This is a genomic window from Vibrio sp. V09_P4A23P171, assembly GCF_963875615.1.
Taxonomy (GTDB): domain Bacteria; phylum Pseudomonadota; class Gammaproteobacteria; order Enterobacterales; family Vibrionaceae; genus Vibrio; species Vibrio anguillarum.
On the sequence record NZ_CAWNMR010000012.1, the window covers coordinates 40,069 to 57,534 of the forward strand.

A 17,466-nucleotide genomic window follows, 5' to 3' on the forward strand; every position below is an offset into this window, starting at 1 on the left:
AAAAATGCAACTTAATAAAGTTCTTAAAGGGCTACTGATTGCGCTACCAGTACTTGCAGTAACTGCATGTAGTTCAAGCGATGAAGCGACAAACGCTTCTGGTACTCAAACTAACCAGTCTACTTCAGGTTCAGCAAACAGCGTTGATACAACTGTAGTTTCTCCAATTGATGCGAATGGCCAACTCTCTGAACAAGAGCTAAAGGAACAAGCTCTTCGTGAAACTCAAACCATTTATTTCGCATTTGATAACGCGACAATTGCTGGTGATTACGAAGATATGCTTGCTGCACACGCAGCTTACCTAAGCAAAAATTCAGCAATGAAAGTTACCATCGAAGGCCATGCTGACGAACGTGGTACGCCTGAATATAACATCGCGCTAGGTGAGCGTCGTGCACAAGCTGTAGCGAAATATCTACAAGCGCTAGGTGTACAAGCTGACCAAATCTCGATCGTTAGCTATGGCGAAGAGAAGCCACTTCTTCTTGGTCAATCTGAAGAAGTGTATGCGAAGAACCGCCGCGCGGTTCTCGTATACTAATCGAGGAATCGCCTCATGTTCAGTAACTTAAAGCGAATTGTAACGCTTACGTTACTGGCAAGTGCAGCGGGTCAAGTACTCGCTGCACCAGCTCCAGTATCCGATCTTAGCAATAGCTCTTCAGCAAGCACATCTCGTGCTCAACAATCATCATCTGAATCTAATGTACAACGTCTTGAACGTCTGCTTGAAAACCGTAATAGCGTTCAACTCAAAATGCAGCAGCAGCTCGATGATATGGCACTTGAAATCAGCGAACTACGTGGCCAGTTAGAGCGTAATAGCTACGATATGCAGCAAATGTTGCAGCGTCAGCGTGAACTCTTTATCGAGTTAGATCGCGTACGTGGCGAAATGAAGAATACAACCAAAAGTTCGTCACAGCCGACAACGGACACTGATATTGCAGGAACGTTTAGCAGCAATGTTGATGAACAAACTGCCTATCAGAATGCGGTTGATTTGATCCTGAAGAAAAGGGATTACAGTGGTGCTATTGCAGCGTTTCAACAGTTTCAAAAAGATTATCCAGATTCTAATTTTGCGTCTAATGCCCATTACTGGTTAGGGCAGCTCTATTTTGCGAAAAAGCAGGATAAAGAAGCGACGCAAAGTTTTGCCGCCGTGCTCACTTACAGTGACTCCAATAAACGTGCTGATGCGCTGGTTAAGTTAGGTGATATTGCCAAGCGCAATAATAATACTGCGCAAGCAAATAAGTATTATCAGCAAGTTGTGGATGAATACCCTACAAGTGCGTCTGCCAAGGTTGCTAAAGAGAATTTGAATTGATAGCAATTTGAGTTAATAAAAAGAGGCCTTGCGGCCTCTTTTTCGACGGCATTATTTTATGAATCGCTTTTGATCCTTCGTTAGGTGCGGTGTACAATGCTCGGATTCTTGGAAGTGCGTAGAGCAAGAGCAATGAGCCACATATTAGATACGATTGAAACTATTTATCCATTTCCGCCAAAGCCCATTCCACTGACGGTTGAGCAAAAACAAGCCTATACAGCAAGTATCAAACAACTCTTAAAAGAAAAAGATGCTGTATTAATTGCGCATTACTATACCGATCCTGAAATTCAAGCTCTCGCTGAAGAAACCGGCGGTTTTGTTGGTGATTCATTAGAGATGGCCAAGTTTGGTAATCGCCATCCTGCCAGTACATTGATCATCGCTGGTGTGCGATTTATGGGCGAATCAGCAAAAATCTTAACCCCTGAAAAACGCATTTTAATGCCAACGTTAAAAGCAGAATGCTCTTTGGATCTGGGGTGTCCTGCCGATAAATTCACAGAATTTTGTGATGCACACCCAGATTATACCGTTGTTGTGTATGCAAACACATCGGCGGCGGTCAAAGCTCGTGCCGATTGGGTGGTTACATCGAGCATTGCACTTGATATTGTTGAGCACTTAGATGCGGAAGATAAACCCATAATTTGGGGGCCAGATCGCCATTTAGGCTCATACATCGAGAAAAAAACGGGCGCAAAGATGTTGCTCTGGCAAGGTGAATGCGTAGTTCACGACGAGTTCTCTGCCGATGCATTGCGTAAGATGAAAGCACTGTATCCTGATGCAGCCATCCTTGTGCATCCAGAATCACCAGCCAGTGTGGTAGAACTTGCGGATGCTGTAGGCTCTACAAGCCAGTTGATTAAGGCAGCAAAGTCCTTACCTCAACAGAAAATGATTGTGGCGACCGATAAAGGCATCTTTTTTAAGATGCAGCAGTTAGTCCCTGAGAAAGAATTGATTGAAGCACCGACGGCAGGGGCAGGGGCAACATGCCGAAGCTGCGCGCATTGTCCTTGGATGGCGATGAATGGTCTTCGAGCGATTGAGTCAGCTCTTATGGAAGGCGGTAAAGATCACGAAATTTTCGTCGATGAAGCTGTGAGAGTGAAATCACTCATCCCATTAAACCGTATGTTGGATTTTGCTGAACAGTTAAATTTGCAAGTTAAAGGGAATGCCTAATTCCTTTCGGCGGTAGTGGATGAAAAAAGGCTCTTATTTAGAGCCTTTTTTATCGCAAGCAAATTGATTTGAAATTAACGTTATTCGAAAATAAAACTATTCAAAAACAAAGTTATTGCTCTAGTGCCAACTGAGCGCCGCGTTGCGTTAAGCCACACAACATCACCGGTATGGCCTGATAGATTTCTTCAAACTGGTCGAGTCCTTGCATACCTTGTTGAGAAAGTGTTGCCAAGGACGTCTCAGGATCATAAAGCATACTCAGCGAAAGGAGCACGCCCCCAAGTAGCGCATTGTCTTGGCTATCTTCAGGCATTAACGTTTCCCAATCATCACGCGTAAGTTGCCAACCTTGAAGAAAACCTTCACAAAAATCACGGACGTGTTCAGTCACTATTTCTTGTTCATCGAGTGAGCAACCAGTAGGCCAGCTCCATTGATTTTCGAGCAAAGCAGGGCGATAGTCATTCCACATTTCAACGATCAGTTGGAAATAGGTTTCTAGCTGTTTGCCTTCGCTAAATGGCGCGATCTCTTCTCCCCCCCATAGAAAAGGGAGCCATTCCTCTGGCGGGAGCAAGTTAGGCGCTGACGCCATGGATGCGACAAAACCTTGAGTTTTGGCCTCATTAAGCAATTTATCTTCTAGTTCGGGTTGGGTAAGGAGTTCTTGTAAATTCACAGCAGATCCCATCAGTTGCCGAGTGTATTTGCAGCCATTTTAACGTTAAAGCGATACAATGTGCGAATTTTGCTGATAATTTGTTGGCTTTAGTGAGGTTTTACAACAATCAACATATTGCTCGCTAAGATTATTCACTATAATTTGCACAAAAGAAAAAATTGAAAGGATTTATGAGAGCACCTATTTCATTGAAGAAGAAGAGCATTATCGCCCTTTCTTTTTATCTCTGCTTTTTTATTGCGATCACAGGTACCGTCACTTATTGGATTGTCGAAGCGCCACTACGAGCTGAATTAAAACAGAATTTAGATCTTCGTGCAGAAGTGTTATCAGCCCAAATTCGCGAACCTCTCAACCGTTCTATTGGTGTGCTCCAAAGCATTGTCAGCCTTGGGCAAGCTGCAACCAACCAAGCTGAGCAAGACAGAATGCTCTCTTCGCTGTTCACTATACTTGATGATGTTGTCGTCAGTGGTGGGCTATGGCCGAAACCCTACAGTATTAATGCATCTCAGCGATACAGTAGCCTGTTTTATAATCGGGCCGCTGACGGTCAAGTCGACAAATTGCATTCTTGGAACAATCAAGAAGCGCATGGTTACGATAACGAAGAGTGGTACAACGCAGTAAAAGAGAAGCCTGTCGGTAGTGTGGTATGGTCAGAAGTCTATGTTGATGCCTATACGCACGTTCAGATGATCACGGCTTCATCGCCCTATTACGTTAACGGTGAATTTGCTGGAGTAGCAACAGTCGATCTGTCATTGGCGGGGTTAGCCACATTTATTGCCAGTCAAGCGGAGCTTTATAACCTTGGCGTATCCTTAAGTGATTCGGGGGGCTCCCTGATCACTGAACATAATTTTATAATACGTGAAGAAGCTAACGTAAGTCATTTCGGTTTTGGTGATTTTGAATGGCGAGTTGATGTTATTAATGCCCATCGGTTAGTGAATGACGAAGTGTTTGATCTGGTGATGAATGTCGAACGGAGTATCATTCCAATCCTTTTAGTGTGCGTTATGATCGGTTATTACTTGATCAATCAATATGTGATCAAACCGATTACCATGATTGCCAAAAAAGTGAGTGATTCTAAACAAGGCGGTATTATTGATATGCCGTATCGAAGCCAAGATGAGATACGCCAGCTTATCGATTCATTTAACCAAAAAACCGTTTATCTTGAAGCGGAAAAAGTGAAAGCTCAAGCTTCCACTCAAGCCAAAAGTGCCTTCTTAGCAACCCTGTCACACGAAATCAGAACTCCAATGAATGGTGTTTTAGGAACCGCGCAAATCTTATTGAAAACAGAGCTTTCCCCAGAACAGAGGCAACACCTTAATAGTCTGTATGAGTCTGGCGAGCACATGATGGTGCTGCTTAACGAAATTCTCGATTTCTCCAAGATTGAACAAGGGCGATTAGAACTTGATAACACCCGTTTCCCCTTGGATTCACTGATTGGTAGTATTAACAGTGTTTACCATACCTTATGCAATGAAAAAGGACTGCAGTTTAGAATTTACAGCGATATTGTTCACGATCGCTGGTATTACTCAGATAAAGCACGATTGAGACAGATTCTGTTTAATTTACTGAATAATGCGGTTAAGTTTACCTCTCACGGCTTTGTCGAAGTGACTCTAAAAGAGCAGCAGATGGAAGATAAACGGTATCTTTCTATTCGGATACGGGATTCGGGGATAGGTATAGCAAAAGAAGCTCAGGAAAAAATATTCCGCCCATTTGAACAAGCTGAATCATCGACGACAAGGCGTTTTGGTGGAACGGGGTTGGGCTTAGCAATTGTAAAACAAATTGTAGAGCTAATGGATGGGACAGTCACGGTAACCAGTGAGTTAGGAATTGGTACCAGTTTTCACGTTATGCTGGCGATAGAAACAGCGACGCCCGGGACCATTGAAGTCAAGCCACGTCGCAAGCTTAATTACCAAGGACTGAAAGCTCTCATTGTGGAAGATAACCGGACCAACTCTATCATCATCGAAACCTTTATGAAGAATAAAGGGTTTACATGCGATTGTGTTGAGAATGGTGAATTGGCAATTCAAGCGGTTGTTGGCGGGAATTATGACCTGATATTGATGGATAACCATATGCCCGTAATGGATGGCGTAGAAGCGGTGTCTGCGATTCGGATCTTAGTTGGGGAGCAACGTAATGTGCTCATTTTTGGTTGTACTGCTGATGTTTTCAAAGAAACTCGTGAGCGAATGTTGTCGGCCGGCGCTGATTATATTGTCACCAAACCCATTGATGACAATGAATTAGATGATGCTCTTTTCCAATTTGTCGAAAAACTGTATCAATATCATCCAGAGTCCTCTATGCCGCTAAAGATAGGCTCAGCAGAGGAATCATTGGTGACGTTTTATATGGCCGTGGAAGATCAAAACATAGAACTTGCATTAGCCATGATTCAACGTTTGATACAACAGTTGCCGGAGATTGAAAATACTCATATTCATCAAGTGTTAATCGATACCCAAACAAGCTTAGAAAAACACCAGTTACCTACACAGCAGCAAGTCGATTTGCTAACGGTATTGCTTTCCGATTTTTGTAATTAAATAACCATTTTGAGATTTAGTAAGAATGCGTTGTAACAGGAATTTAAAGAATAGCGTTAGATTCTAGTTTCCGATTCAAAATTGGTTATAAATTTACCTAAGTTAATTAAAATTGGTCACTAAATCTACAAAATATGTGTTCTAATTCCCTCATTATCTAGCTTGTTGTTATTTTCTAGGTATCTGTATTGCTGATTGGCATATTTAATAGTTATATCTATTGTGTAGAGGGAAGTAATGAAAGCTCGTGGCCCATTTTGTATTCGTCATGCTGCGGCGGACACATTTGCAATGGTTGTTTTTTGTTTTATATCAGGCATGATCATTGAAATTTTCATCTCTGGAATGACCTTCGAACAGTCGCTAGCATCACGTACACTGTCTATCCCAGTTAATATCGCAATAGCATGGCCTTATGGCGTATTTCGTGACTTTATTCTGCGCCAGGGACGTCAATGGTCTGAGACTGGCTTAATGAAGAATGTCTCGGATTTGGTTGCTTACGTTCTATTTCAATCTCCGGTCTATGCCGCCATTCTATGGGCTGTAGGCGCATCTACAGAGCAGATCATAACCGCAGTATCAAGCAATGCCATTGTGTCGTGTGGAATGGGCGTTCTCTATGGCTATTTTTTAGATATGTGCCGCCGTTGGTTCCGTGTCCCTGGCTATCATCGTAGTGCCTAACCGTGACACTCACTGAAGAAAGGCTTGTATTGAATTTCATCAAATAAGCCAATAAGTAGTCAAACGAACCAAAGTGGTGGGCTTTTTTATTATTTTGGCTTGACCTAATCCTATAGAATCATTAAATTAGCGCCTCGTTAGCCGAATGCGCTAACCACAATATAATTTGGTGAGTTGTCCGAGTGGCTTAAGGAGCACGCCTGGAAAGTGTGTATACGGCAACGTATCGAGAGTTCGAATCTCTTGCTCACCGCCATATTCTAAACCGTAGACAATCGTCTACGGTTTTTTTGTGCGTAAAATACCATGTTAACTCAAGCTTAACTCACTGTTTAATCTAAACAATCTCAATGCATCCCCTGCTAAAAGTTATTAAATAGCCATTCACTCAAAAATAATTCCAATTCAGAGCTAAACTGTCATATATAAAACTAATTTCACTTATTGGCTATGGTTACGAAAAAGCACAAAGCTCAGACCTTTCATAAAGTTGCAGTGGCTATTGTTGTATTGGTAGTCACTATTGCTATTTTTAATAGGCAACTTGGTCATTTTTATGATGCTAGCCGTGTTGAAGAGCGTAAAGCAGTAAGAATAGCGGTTTCGCAAACGCCACTCTCTTCCTCCTTTATTATTGCCGACAGTTTGGGTTTTTTTGAACAACAAGGGGTGAATGTCGAACTAGTGCCCTGTTCTGGAGGTGTGGCCTGTTCTCAAGCTTTGTTTAGTGGGAATGTAGACTATGCGACTGCCTCTGAGTCGGTGGTTATGTTTAAGCTTTTCCAGCGTAATGATTTTGCACTATTAACCAGTTTTGTTGAGTCAGATAACGATTTAAAGCTGCTCACGTTAGAGCGATTAGGCATTGTTAACCTGAGTGACTTGGAAGGTAAAAAAGTAGGCATCGTTAAGGCGAGTGCCAGTGAGTTTTACTTTGATTCATTGTTGATTGCCAGTGACCTGAAAGAGATGGCTGTTGAAAAAGTCTATTTACCACCAGAAGCGCTAAATGACTCATTATTCTCCTCACAAGTTGATGCTATTTCTGTTTGGGAACCTTACGGTTATAAAACTGAAACCTCTGCACCATCCGATGTATTGAACCTTGGGCTATCTGGTATTTATCATTTGTCGTTTAATTTACTTTCGATGAAAGCAACCGTCGAAGAGGCGCATGACGAGATAGTGGCAATATTACGTGCATTAAAAGAGGCTAATGAATGGATTAACCTCAATCCTGAACAATCAAGAGAGGTGATTGCACAGGCCTTAAATATTCCGTTACCCCAACTCGAGTGGTCTTGGAATGATTATGTATTTCGTTTGTCGTTAGGTAATGCACTTTTATCTAACTTACAGCTTCAAGCAAGATGGGCGATTGAGGCTGGTATGGTTACGGGCGACAAGCCGGATTTTCGGACAGTGCTTGCTTCCAAGCCGATCGAGGAAGTGCTACGTACTAAGGTATCGATAAAATGATCAGTTCGATTGTACGTAAATTGACATTATTGTTCGCATCCACGGCATTTCTAATCCTTTTGATCACTTTTTCTCTGTGGGGCTTACTTAAAGAACAAGAGCAAACAAAAAAAGATCTAGAAGATATTATGCAGATCCAATTGAGTGTGGATTTGTTGCGTAGCCAACTTTGGATTTTCCTGCAGTATTCTGATGTATCAAGTTTGGACCAGGTTGATATTGCTCAGCAAAGCCTCTCCAAGAGACTGCTTAATCATAAGATGATGGGCAAACATATCGAAAACTTACAACGCATGAATACTAGCCTTGCCGTCTTACTGCAACAAGAAAAAAAGCTTACTCATCAAGATGCTGAAGCAAAAAGCAACTCTCTAATCAGCGCAAAAGGGCTGCTACATTCACGTTACAATATGCTCGTGCAAAATATGACTGAAGAGTTGTTTTACTTACAAAAATCAGTCTTAGCAAAAAGCATTGAGAGTCAACAAATGACCTTGATGTTGAGTGCACTGAAAATATTATTTTTTTCAATCTTAGTGAGTGGCATTGCGTGGTTGATTTTGAAACGTTTCAAAAGAGGGTTTGCGTCAATTAAACAAGGTATCCTAGCTTTGACGTATGGTGACCTTGAAAGCAAGATTGAACCAGTTAATCTGGATATTGAATTTGTAGCTTTGGCTGACTTTTTTAACCATATGAAGGTCTCACTAAAAACGACAACCGTGACAAAAGATGAATTGCAATTAGAGGTTGAGCGACAAACCTCAGAGTTAAAAATCCAAAAAGATCAGCTTCAGTTTCTATCTGAACATGATTCGTTGACGGGGTTACTTAATCGGCGAGCGTTTGAAAAGTTGTTGGATAACGCCATCGTAAAAGCCAACAGGACTAAGGTGAAGTTAGCGCTGCTCTTCATTGATTTGGACAATTTCAAAACTATCAACGACACTCAAGGCCACTGCGCGGGAGATGAAATTTTAAAGCAAATCGCGATTCGCTTAGAGGCCAGTATCCGCCAATCTGATTTTGCGGCAAGGCTTGGAGGCGATGAATTTGTAGTGTGCCTCGATCTGATTGATGAGTACGACTTTGTCGCAGAGAAAGTCAAACAAATCATCAAATGCTTAGGGCTGCCCATTGAGTTTGAAGGGCAAAGCCTAACCGTTGGTGTTAGTGTCGGTATCAGCTATTTCCCCTTACAAACCAATAGTATGCACCATTTAATGGCCTTGGCTGATGAGGCGATGTATCAAGCGAAAGAGGTGGTGGGTAACACTTATTGTCAAAACATTGATCCCCTAAGGGGAGTTTTTACAGTGGAAGACGTGGTGAGTTAACACCATTTTTCTGTATAGGGAGTGGCCGTGTCGAGCTTGATGCATGAGTAGATAGTCGCAATCCCTGAATAATACCGTTTATCAATTGAACCTGACTCAGTTTCCTTTTACCCTGTTCTCTCCCCCCTTATTTATCGCTAGGAGCATCGTCATGCAGCTTCGTGATCCTCAACTTTTTAAACAACAATGTTATCTCAATGGTCAATGGGTTTGTGCATCCAACTCGCTCACCTCAACCGTTTACAACCCTTATGACGGCACTCTGATTGGAACGGTTCCGCAGCTAGTTAGTGCGCAAGTTCAACAAGCGATTGAGGGTGCAGAGCTTGCGCAGAAACTGTGGAAAAAACAGCCAGCGGCGGACAAAGCGAGAGTGCTTAGAGCTTGGTATGAATTGATTGTTGAACACAGCGATGATCTGGCACTGATTTTAACCAACGAGCAAGGCAAACCTTTAGCGGAAGCGAAAGGCGAGATCAGCTATGCTGCCAGCTTTGTCGAATGGTATGCCGAAGAGGCAAAACGAGCTTATGGTGAGCTTGTTCCGAGTCATAAAGCGGATGCAAGAATACTGGTATCGAAAGAACCTATTGGTGTGGTTGCTGCGATCACGCCTTGGAATTTCCCTGCGGCTATGGTGACTCGTAAATGTGCTCCAGCGATTGCGGCTGGGTGCGCAGTGGTACTCAAACCAGCACCAGATACGCCTTTTACTGCTCTTGCTTTGGCAGAATTGGCGCATCGTGCTGGGCTTCCCGCTGGCTTATTGCAAGTGGTGACCGGAGAGGCAATCGCAATCGGGCAGCAATTAACCAGCAGCAAAGTGGTACGCAAACTCTCATTTACTGGCTCAACAGGAGTGGGGAAAATATTAATGGCACAGTGCGCGCACAACATTAAAAAGTTGTCGCTCGAGCTGGGTGGTAATGCCCCTTTTATTGTGTTTGATGATGCCGACATTAATGCCGCCGTAGAGGGTGTGATGGTGGCGAAGTTTCGTAACGCTGGTCAAACTTGTGTCTGTGCCAATCGAATCTATGTGCAAGAGGGCGTGTACGATAAATTTGTTAAAAAATTGGTTGATAAAGTCAGCAAGCTGATTGTGGGAAATGGGTTGGAATCGGGCGTAACAATGGGGCCTTTAATCAATGATGCGGCGGTGGCTAAAGTCAAATTACATATTGCGGATGCCACCGCGCAAGGCGCTTTAGTGCAATATGGCACTCTGCCTCAAGCCGGTAGCCGTTTGTTTGAGCCTCACGTATTAACAGAGATGACAGAAGAGATGTTGGTGGCTCAAGAAGAAACCTTTGGCCCACTTGCACCTTTGTTTCGTTTCACTCACGAAGAGGAAGTGATTGAACGTGCAAACCACACGGATTCTGGATTAGCTGCATACTGCTATACACAGTCACTGGCTCGGGCTTGGCGCTTGAGTGAGGCTCTGGAAGTCGGCATTGTTGGTATTAACGAAGGTTTGATATCAACTACAGTCGCACCGTTTGGCGGCATCAAAGAGTCAGGTCTTGGCCGCGAGGGAGCAAAACAGGGGCTAGACGAATATTTGGAAGTGAAATACACCCTAATGGGAGGCTTAAACTAACCTTCCTCTCACTATTTTTGTTGAGTCAGTAACCCCCATCTTAAGGGGCCATTGGTTTCAAAATCATTGGCCTCTTGGCAGATCATATACAGCTCACCGACTTGGATCACTGCACCGATAGAATAAGCTTGGTCCTTATAATAGCAAACACGTTGCAAAGCTTTACCTTCTGTAGCCACCACAACCGGTAGCGAAGCGGTATTGATTACTTTCGTGTAGCCAAAGCTAGGAGCAATCAATAATAACCAAACACAGTACTTCAGCATGGTGTATCTCCTATTTATAGTGAGGTAGTTAATCAAATTGCCGCTGATAGCGGGGCAGCATACTTTCATTGCCCAGTAACCCACCTTGATGAATATAAATCACCGTTTTTTCTGGATGAGCTTCCATCCAAGGTAACAAACATTGCCACATCATAGGGTCATACAACAGATCAAATTCCACATGAGTCTGCTCAAGTAGATTTTGCCACATCCGATAATCGGCTTCGTACAATCGTCCAAAGTGATGCTTTTTCTCTGTAGATATAATCGTAGGGTACTGGCGCTCTTCAAGCTCGTCAAATTGTTGGATGAGGTAGTCATTTCCCCCTACACAAGCACAGGTCAGAACCTCAATGCCGTGCGGTTTTAGATATTTTTGCAGGTAGATCGCAGTGGTTCCTGTCCCGGAGGGCAACGCAACGACGAATTGCGTTTTTGTCTCCATTCTCATCCAGTTGAGAATTTCTAGAGCCAACTGCTTAATGCCCGTTTCGGCCACCTTTGAGCGACCGCCTTCTGGTACGACTAAGCATGAAGCATCAGGCTGACGGATCGTATCAATATACTGCTCGGGGGGCATTATATTGATGGGGCTAACTTCGATGATGTGCGCTCCTAAATCCAGTGCGCCACGATAGTTGCCAATCGGCCTTTGTTGTAACCACGTTGGAATGTGGTCTACATAAAACTCAAATTTCCACCCTTTAATGCGCGCAAGAGCCGCCAGAGAATAGAGAGCATTCGACTGCGCCGAACCATAGCTGATTAAAGTGCTGATGCCGGGGAGATCGCTATCCAATAACGCCATAAACTTACGCGCTTTATTTCCTGAAAAATGGCTGTGAAGTTGATCATCACGTTTTAAATAGAAGCGGTTATTGGCAAAAGTATGTTGTGTTATGGGGGTGTCAGACAGTTTCATGATGATTTTCGAGCAGAAAAGGGCCGTAGTATATACTGACCTGAGTAAAAATTGCAGTGTTGGCCGATTTTATCGCTCGTCAGTTACTGCTTTGCCTCTCATGCGGCAAAAAAAAGCCCAGAGCAAAAGGCGCTGGGCGGATACAAATAAACATAGGAGTTAATAAGAAAAAGCAGCATATCGGTAGTTACAGTAAGAAGAAAAATTTGACGGCCTGTAAAATTCTTAATGCTCTGCTAACTACACTTATTGAGACTGAGCATTTCACAATCAGTTCCATCTTAAAGCCATTTTTTTCAATTTATTTTTAAAATATTTATCTTTCATTAGCTTACTTCTATTTTACTCTTCAGCTCCGATCATTTCGTAAAAATGTGATGTTAATTGCTTGTTAATCAATTGTGTCGATAGTATATTTCAAACACCTGTTTGATACGAGTGATTGAAATGGCACCAAGAAGTAGTACCAAAGAAAAAATCCTAGATGTTGCAGAGGGATTGTTTGCTGAACATGGCTTCAACGATACATCGTTACGAGCTATCACCAGCAAAGCTGGAGTAAATCTAGCCTCGGTTAACTACCATTTTGGTGATAAGAAAACGTTAGTGCGTGCAGTGTTGAATCGTTATTTAGAAGCATTTATGCCAGCCGTTCAACAAGCGCTGCAGGAGTTAAACTCCCAAGATGAATATCAAATGTCGGAAGTGTTTGAGTCATTGCGTACACCATTACGTGCGTTGAATGATGTTAGGCCCAATGGTACCAGCCGTTTTATGTTGTTGATTGGTCGCGGCTATACCGATGTGCAAGGTCATTTGCGTTGGTTTATCACCACACGCTACAACGATGTATTGTCACTGTTTACTCAGTCAGTGATGAAGGCGAACCCAAAACTGACGCCTGAAACTCTATTCTGGCGTTTGCACTTCACGCTAGGCACGTGTGTTTTTACCATGGCGTCGAGCCAAGCATTGGCTGAGATTGCCGAAAGTGATTTTGGCAACCAAGTGGATGCCAAAACCGTCGTCGACTTACTTATTCCTTATTTAGCCGCCGGCGTTGCGGCTGATTAACCCAATTAAATCTATTATAAGAAGTAACAATCCAAGCGAACAAAAGGATCTGATCATGAGCTCTCTACGAAGAAAATGGATAAGCGACCCCGCCTTTAAACTGTTTAAGCAAGTTTTGCCTCCGTTATCGGAGACAGAAAAAGAGGCGATGGAAGCGGGCAGCGTTTGGTGGGATGGTGAACTGTTTTCAGGTCGTCCAGACTTTACCAAGCTGCATCATTACCCAAAACCAACCTTGTCAGATGAAGAGCAATCTTTCATTGATAATGAATTGGAAACGCTGCTGTCTATGTTAGATGACCATAAAATCGTGAAAGAAGATCGCGACTTGCCAGCGGAAGTGTGGACGTTTCTGCGTAAAGAGCGTTTCTTCTCTTTGATTATTTCAAAGGCCTACGGTGGTCGTGAATTTTCAGCACTCGCCAACTCCACCATAGTGTCACGGATTGCGACGCGCAGTATCAGTACCGCTGTTACAGTGATGGTGCCAAACTCGCTTGGTCCGGGAGAGCTTCTCTCTCACTACGGTACACAACAACAGAAAGACTACTGGCTTCCTCGCTTAGCTGACGGTACTGATATCCCTTGTTTTGCGCTGACCGGGCCAGAAGCAGGCTCCGATGCTGGCGGTATTCCTGATCAAGGCGTGGTGTGTTACGGCAAGCACGAGGGCAAAGAAGTCCTTGGGATTAAACTCAGTTGGAACAAGCGTTATATCACGCTGGCTCCGGTTGCAACTGTGCTAGGCCTAGCTTTCAAACTCAGTGATCCTGACAAACTTCTAGGTGATAAGCTCGATATCGGCATTACCTGCGCGCTGATCCCTGCTAATCACAAAGGCGTGGAAATTGGCGAGCGACACGATCCACTCGGCCTTGCGTTTATGAACGGCCCAACGCGTGGTCAAGATGTTTTCATCCCGATGGATTGGCTCATCGGTGGTGCTGACTATGCGGGTAAAGGCTGGCGCATGCTGGTGGAATGTTTGTCGGCAGGGCGTGGTATTTCATTACCCGCACTTGGTACGGCGATTGGTCACTTAACTTCGCGCACGACAGGTGCATACGCTTATGTGCGCAAGCAATTTGGCATGTCAATTGGTAAATTTGAAGGGGTAGCTGAAGCACTGGGCCGTATCGGTGGCTTAACTTATTTGCTTGAAGCGACACGAACCTTAACCACAACCTCGCTCGATTTGAAAGAAAAGCCGGGTATAGTGACCGCAATTGCCAAATACCATATGACAGAAATTGCGCGCACAATTTTAAATGATTCGATGGATATTCACTCTGGTCGAGCGATTCAAGATGGACCAATGAACTACCTCGGAACACATTATCTTGGTATCCCGGTCGCAATTACGGTTGAAGGGGCCAATATCCTAACTCGCAATTTGATGATCTTTGGCCAAGGTGCCACTCGCTGTCACCCTTATGTTTTGAAAGAGATGGAAGCGGCGGCTAATCCTGATACAGAGCAAGGCGCGAAAGATTTCGATAAGCTGTTGTTTAAGCACATTAGCCACGCGACCAAAAATACCTTTGGGGCGCTCGGTGCTGCATTAACGGGTTCGCGCTTTGTCAAAGCGCAGATGAGCGGCCCAACAAAAGCGTATTACCAACAGTTAACGCGCATTAGCCGAGCACTTGCCGTGAGTGCCGATTTCGCTATGTTGACGTTAGGTGGCGATCTTAAACGTAAAGAGATGATTTCAGCGCGTTTAGGTGATGGTTTGAGTTATCTGTACATGGCTTCAGCGACCTTGAAAAAGTATGAAGATGAAGGCCGCCAACAAACTGATTTAGATTACGTGCACTACGCGGTGCAATATTGTTTGTACCACGCGGCTAAATCTTTGCAAGAGGCGTACAGCAACTTCCCCAACAAAGTGGTTGGGCGCTTACTTAAAGTGTTGGTCTTCCCTTTGGGCAACCATTATGACAAACCTAGCGATGAGCTGTCGGTCAAACTGGCGGAAAGCTTAATGACTCCTGGAGCACATCGAGATCGTCTCACTCATCTTTGCTACATTGGGCCAGAGGAAGACGATAGCGTTGGCTTGATGGAAAAAGCGTTTTTGGCGATGTATGGTATCAGTGCACTGGAGCGCAAGCTGTTCCGCGCAGCCAAAGAGGGTAAAATTGCGCGTAAAGGTGCCCTGACTGAGCGATTGGCTCAAGCCTTAAGCGAAAATGTGTTGACTCAAACTGAAGTAGACCAAATTTTGGCCGCAGACAAACTGCGTTATAAAGCGATTCAAGTTGATCACTTTAGCCATGACTTGAGCGAGGTGATGACCAATAAGCCGGGAAAGCCAAAGCTTAATCATGTCGCCTAGTCGCGAATATCGTCACTAAAAGTGTGACCGTATATCAGGGCATCCTAGTCGGGTGCCCTGATTTTTTGAGCCACGAGAGATCCAACCACTTGCAATTTCTGCCTGTTTTTAAAGAAATAGGGTGAGATCTTCGAGCGAAACTTTTATCCTAGCGGAGATTTTTGAAGGAAGTTGAATATGATCATCAAACCTAAAATTCGTGGATTTATCTGTACGACAACGCACCCTGTGGGTTGTGAAGCTAATGTAAAAGAACAAATTGCTTACACCAAAGCACAAGGCCCTATCAAAAATGCACCGAAACGTGTACTTGTTGTAGGCTCATCCAGTGGCTACGGCCTTTCGTCTCGTATTACCGCCGCTTTTGGTGGAGGTGCTGCGACCATCGGTGTTTTCTTTGAAAAACCGGGCACGGATAAAAAACCAGGCACCGCCGGTTTTTATAACGCAGCCGCGTTTGACAAGCTTGCTCACGAGGCGGGTTTGTATGCTAAAAGCCTAAATGGTGATGCATTTTCTCACCAAGCAAAACAGAAAGCGATCGAGCTAATCAAACAAGACTTAGGTCAAATTGATATGGTGGTTTACTCGCTTGCTTCACCAGTGCGTAAGTTACCTGAAACTGGCGAACTGATTCGCTCATCATTGAAACCGATTGGCCAAACATACACCGCGACAGCGGTTGATACCAATAAAGACATCATCATTGAAGCCAGTGTTGAACCTGCAACTGAGCAGGAAATTGCAGACACGGTAACGGTTATGGGCGGTCAAGATTGGGAGCTGTGGATCCATGCACTTGCTGAAGCTGGCGTATTGGCCCAAGGGTGTAAAACCGTGGCTTATAGCTATATCGGTACTGAGCTAACTTGGCCAATCTATTGGGATGGTGCGCTAGGTAAAGCGAAGATGGATTTAGACCGCGCCGCATCGGCACTGAATGAACAGCTTTCTGTACTAGGTGGCACGGCTAATGTGGCCGTTCTTAAATCGGTTGTTACTCAAGCCAGTTCAGCTATTCCTGTTATGCCTCTTTACATCGCAATGGTGTTTAAGAAAATGCGTGAGCAAGGTGTACATGAAGGATGTATTGAACAGATCTATCGCATGTTTAGCCAACGTCTTTATAAAGAAGACGGTAGTGCGCCGGAAGTAGATGAGCAAAATCGTCTGCGTCTGGATGACTGGGAACTGCGTGAAGATATTCAAAAGCATTGCCGTGAGCTTTGGCCACAGATCACTACTGAAAACCTAAAAGAGCTGACGGATTACGTTGAATACAAAGAAGAATTCTTGAAGTTATTCGGTTTTGGTGTTGATGGCGTTGATTACGAAGCCGATGTCGATACTGAAGTGGCATTCGATGTAATTGATATCTAATCTATTGATGTCACAGTGACACAATAAGATGTTCTAATCTCAAAGGTCTAGCCACAATGCTAGGCCTTTGCTGTTATGGAGGGTAATACAGCATTATTCACCCTCAACAGCATTTTCTCGATCAATGGAACGGTTGCTGTTTCCCTGCAACAAAAAACACATCACAGTGGTGCTCGGCCGCTAATTGCTTGAGTAGGTGTTGGTTGATAGGCTCAATAGTATTTGACGCGATTATCGCACTGGCATTTCCGGAGCGGATAGCTTTAATCACAATCTCTAATTCCGATAACGTTTGAGAGGGTTTCATGTGGATCACTCTGTCGCAATGTATATTGAAAGAAGCAAACTGTTCATACTGTGGTCGAGGACATTCAGAGGTGAATAAGATCCACTGCTGTTGGTGCTGGGATAGCTTAGCAAGCTTTGACATCATGGCTTGTTCAATCGTATTTACTGAGCGATGGGCATTAGCCAAAGGGTACTGAGCTGATAGTTGAGAAGCGAAATTTACTTGAAGCATAATACTGTCCTTTCATACATGCTGTATGTGTATACAGTATTGAGTTGTAGA

15 protein-coding genes and 1 tRNA gene are annotated in these 17,466 nt (G+C 43.9%); 12 read left to right on the forward strand and 4 right to left on the reverse strand.

The window, feature by feature from the left end:
• Nucleotides 1-4 precede the first annotated feature (4 nt).
• From pal to nadA, 3 genes are all read left to right on the forward strand, one after another.
• A complete protein-coding gene (gene pal / locus AACT23_RS05870; RefSeq protein ID WP_013856577.1) occupies nt 5-544 on the forward strand; it encodes a peptidoglycan-associated lipoprotein Pal in 540 nt (179 codons plus the stop codon).
• A gap of 15 nt (nt 545-559) precedes the next feature.
• A complete protein-coding gene (ybgF, locus tag AACT23_RS05875) occupies nt 560-1,336 on the forward strand; it encodes a tol-pal system protein YbgF (protein WP_094127166.1) in 777 nt (258 codons plus the stop codon).
• 132 nt (nt 1,337-1,468) lie between these two features.
• On the forward strand, nt 1,469-2,530 hold the full coding sequence (gene nadA / locus AACT23_RS05880) for a quinolinate synthase NadA (RefSeq protein WP_094127168.1): 1,062 nt from the start codon (nt 1,469-1,471) through the stop codon (nt 2,528-2,530).
• Nucleotides 2,531-2,642: 112 nt separating this feature from the next.
• Here the strand turns inward: nadA and AACT23_RS05885 are convergent, their stop codons facing one another.
• The gene (locus AACT23_RS05885; RefSeq protein WP_017045210.1) at nt 2,643-3,224 is read right to left on the reverse strand and encodes a UPF0149 family protein; all 582 of its coding nucleotides are present in this window, start codon (nt 3,222-3,224) and stop codon (nt 2,643-2,645) included.
• A gap of 161 nt (nt 3,225-3,385) precedes the next feature.
• On the opposite strand from AACT23_RS05885, the gene AACT23_RS05890 reads away from it, so the two are divergent.
• From AACT23_RS05890 to AACT23_RS05915, 6 genes are all read left to right on the forward strand, one after another.
• A complete protein-coding gene (locus tag AACT23_RS05890) occupies nt 3,386-5,809 on the forward strand; it encodes a hybrid sensor histidine kinase/response regulator (RefSeq protein WP_217899552.1) in 2,424 nt (807 codons plus the stop codon).
• Nucleotides 5,810-6,046: 237 nt separating this feature from the next.
• Complete coding sequence (locus AACT23_RS05895) at nt 6,047-6,496, forward strand: L-alanine exporter AlaE (RefSeq protein ID WP_017042265.1); 450 nt, start codon at nt 6,047-6,049, stop codon at nt 6,494-6,496.
• Nucleotides 6,497-6,664: 168 nt separating this feature from the next.
• Nucleotides 6,665-6,752, forward strand: a tRNA-Ser gene (locus AACT23_RS05900).
• A gap of 188 nt (nt 6,753-6,940) precedes the next feature.
• Nucleotides 6,941-7,975 (forward strand): ABC transporter substrate-binding protein, encoded by a 1,035-nt coding sequence (locus AACT23_RS05905; RefSeq protein ID WP_019280927.1) that lies wholly within the window; start codon nt 6,941-6,943, stop codon nt 7,973-7,975.
• Nucleotides 7,972-9,312 (forward strand): GGDEF domain-containing protein, encoded by a 1,341-nt coding sequence (locus tag AACT23_RS05910; protein ID WP_013856589.1) that lies wholly within the window; start codon nt 7,972-7,974, stop codon nt 9,310-9,312. Before AACT23_RS05905 ends, AACT23_RS05910 begins: the two co-directional genes overlap by 4 nt.
• Nucleotides 9,313-9,463: 151 nt before the next feature.
• The gene (locus AACT23_RS05915) at nt 9,464-10,915 is read left to right on the forward strand and encodes an NAD-dependent succinate-semialdehyde dehydrogenase (protein ID WP_445286071.1); all 1,452 of its coding nucleotides are present in this window, start codon (nt 9,464-9,466) and stop codon (nt 10,913-10,915) included.
• 11 nt (nt 10,916-10,926) lie between these two features.
• Here AACT23_RS05915 and AACT23_RS05920 read toward each other — a convergent pair whose 3' ends face one another.
• Nucleotides 10,927-11,181 carry a DUF1496 domain-containing protein gene (locus AACT23_RS05920; protein WP_017045216.1) on the reverse strand — a complete coding sequence of 85 codons (255 nt, stop codon included), beginning with the start codon at nt 11,179-11,181 and terminating at the stop codon, nt 10,927-10,929.
• Nucleotides 11,182-11,209: 28 nt separating this feature from the next.
• On the reverse strand, nt 11,210-12,103 hold the full coding sequence (locus tag AACT23_RS05925; RefSeq protein ID WP_094127174.1) for a pyridoxal-phosphate dependent enzyme: 894 nt from the start codon (nt 12,101-12,103) through the stop codon (nt 11,210-11,212).
• A gap of 447 nt (nt 12,104-12,550) precedes the next feature.
• Between AACT23_RS05925 and AACT23_RS05930 the strand changes: the two genes are divergently transcribed.
• The 3 genes from AACT23_RS05930 (at nt 12,551) to fabV (ending at nt 16,895) form a co-directional block, all read left to right on the forward strand.
• Complete coding sequence (locus AACT23_RS05930; RefSeq protein WP_038172089.1) at nt 12,551-13,177, forward strand: TetR/AcrR family transcriptional regulator; 627 nt, start codon at nt 12,551-12,553, stop codon at nt 13,175-13,177.
• Between the two features lie 55 nt (nt 13,178-13,232).
• A complete protein-coding gene (locus AACT23_RS05935) occupies nt 13,233-15,515 on the forward strand; it encodes an acyl-CoA dehydrogenase (RefSeq protein WP_064625501.1) in 2,283 nt (760 codons plus the stop codon).
• 177 nt (nt 15,516-15,692) lie between these two features.
• Entirely contained in the window at nt 15,693-16,895 is a 1,203-nt protein-coding gene (fabV, locus tag AACT23_RS05940) for an enoyl-ACP reductase FabV (protein ID WP_026028134.1), read from the forward strand.
• A gap of 121 nt (nt 16,896-17,016) precedes the next feature.
• On the opposite strand, the gene AACT23_RS05945 is transcribed toward fabV, so the two are convergent.
• Nucleotides 17,017-17,415 carry a hypothetical protein gene (locus tag AACT23_RS05945; RefSeq protein ID WP_017045220.1) on the reverse strand — a complete coding sequence of 133 codons (399 nt, stop codon included), beginning with the start codon at nt 17,413-17,415 and terminating at the stop codon, nt 17,017-17,019.
• Nucleotides 17,416-17,466: the final 51 nt, after the last annotated feature.

Coding starts and splice junctions, on each gene's coding strand:
- pal (WP_013856577.1), top strand. CDS start 5: ATGCAACTTAATAAAGTTCTTAAAGGGCTACTGATTGCGCTACCAGTA.
- ybgF (WP_094127166.1), top strand. CDS start 560: ATGTTCAGTAACTTAAAGCGAATTGTAACGCTTACGTTACTGGCAAGT.
- nadA (WP_094127168.1), top strand. CDS start 1,469: ATGAGCCACATATTAGATACGATTGAAACTATTTATCCATTTCCGCCA.
- AACT23_RS05885 (WP_017045210.1), bottom strand. CDS start 3,224: ATGGGATCTGCTGTGAATTTACAAGAACTCCTTACCCAACCCGAACTA.
- AACT23_RS05890 (WP_217899552.1), top strand. CDS start 3,386: ATGAGAGCACCTATTTCATTGAAGAAGAAGAGCATTATCGCCCTTTCT.
- AACT23_RS05895 (WP_017042265.1), top strand. CDS start 6,047: ATGAAAGCTCGTGGCCCATTTTGTATTCGTCATGCTGCGGCGGACACA.
- AACT23_RS05910 (WP_013856589.1), top strand. CDS start 7,972: ATGATCAGTTCGATTGTACGTAAATTGACATTATTGTTCGCATCCACG.
- AACT23_RS05915 (WP_445286071.1), top strand. CDS start 9,464: ATGCAGCTTCGTGATCCTCAACTTTTTAAACAACAATGTTATCTCAAT.
- AACT23_RS05920 (WP_017045216.1), bottom strand. CDS start 11,181: ATGCTGAAGTACTGTGTTTGGTTATTATTGATTGCTCCTAGCTTTGGC.
- AACT23_RS05925 (WP_094127174.1), bottom strand. CDS start 12,103: ATGAAACTGTCTGACACCCCCATAACACAACATACTTTTGCCAATAAC.
- AACT23_RS05930 (WP_038172089.1), top strand. CDS start 12,551: ATGGCACCAAGAAGTAGTACCAAAGAAAAAATCCTAGATGTTGCAGAG.
- AACT23_RS05935 (WP_064625501.1), top strand. CDS start 13,233: ATGAGCTCTCTACGAAGAAAATGGATAAGCGACCCCGCCTTTAAACTG.
- fabV (WP_026028134.1), top strand. CDS start 15,693: ATGATCATCAAACCTAAAATTCGTGGATTTATCTGTACGACAACGCAC.
- AACT23_RS05945 (WP_017045220.1), bottom strand. CDS start 17,415: ATGCTTCAAGTAAATTTCGCTTCTCAACTATCAGCTCAGTACCCTTTG.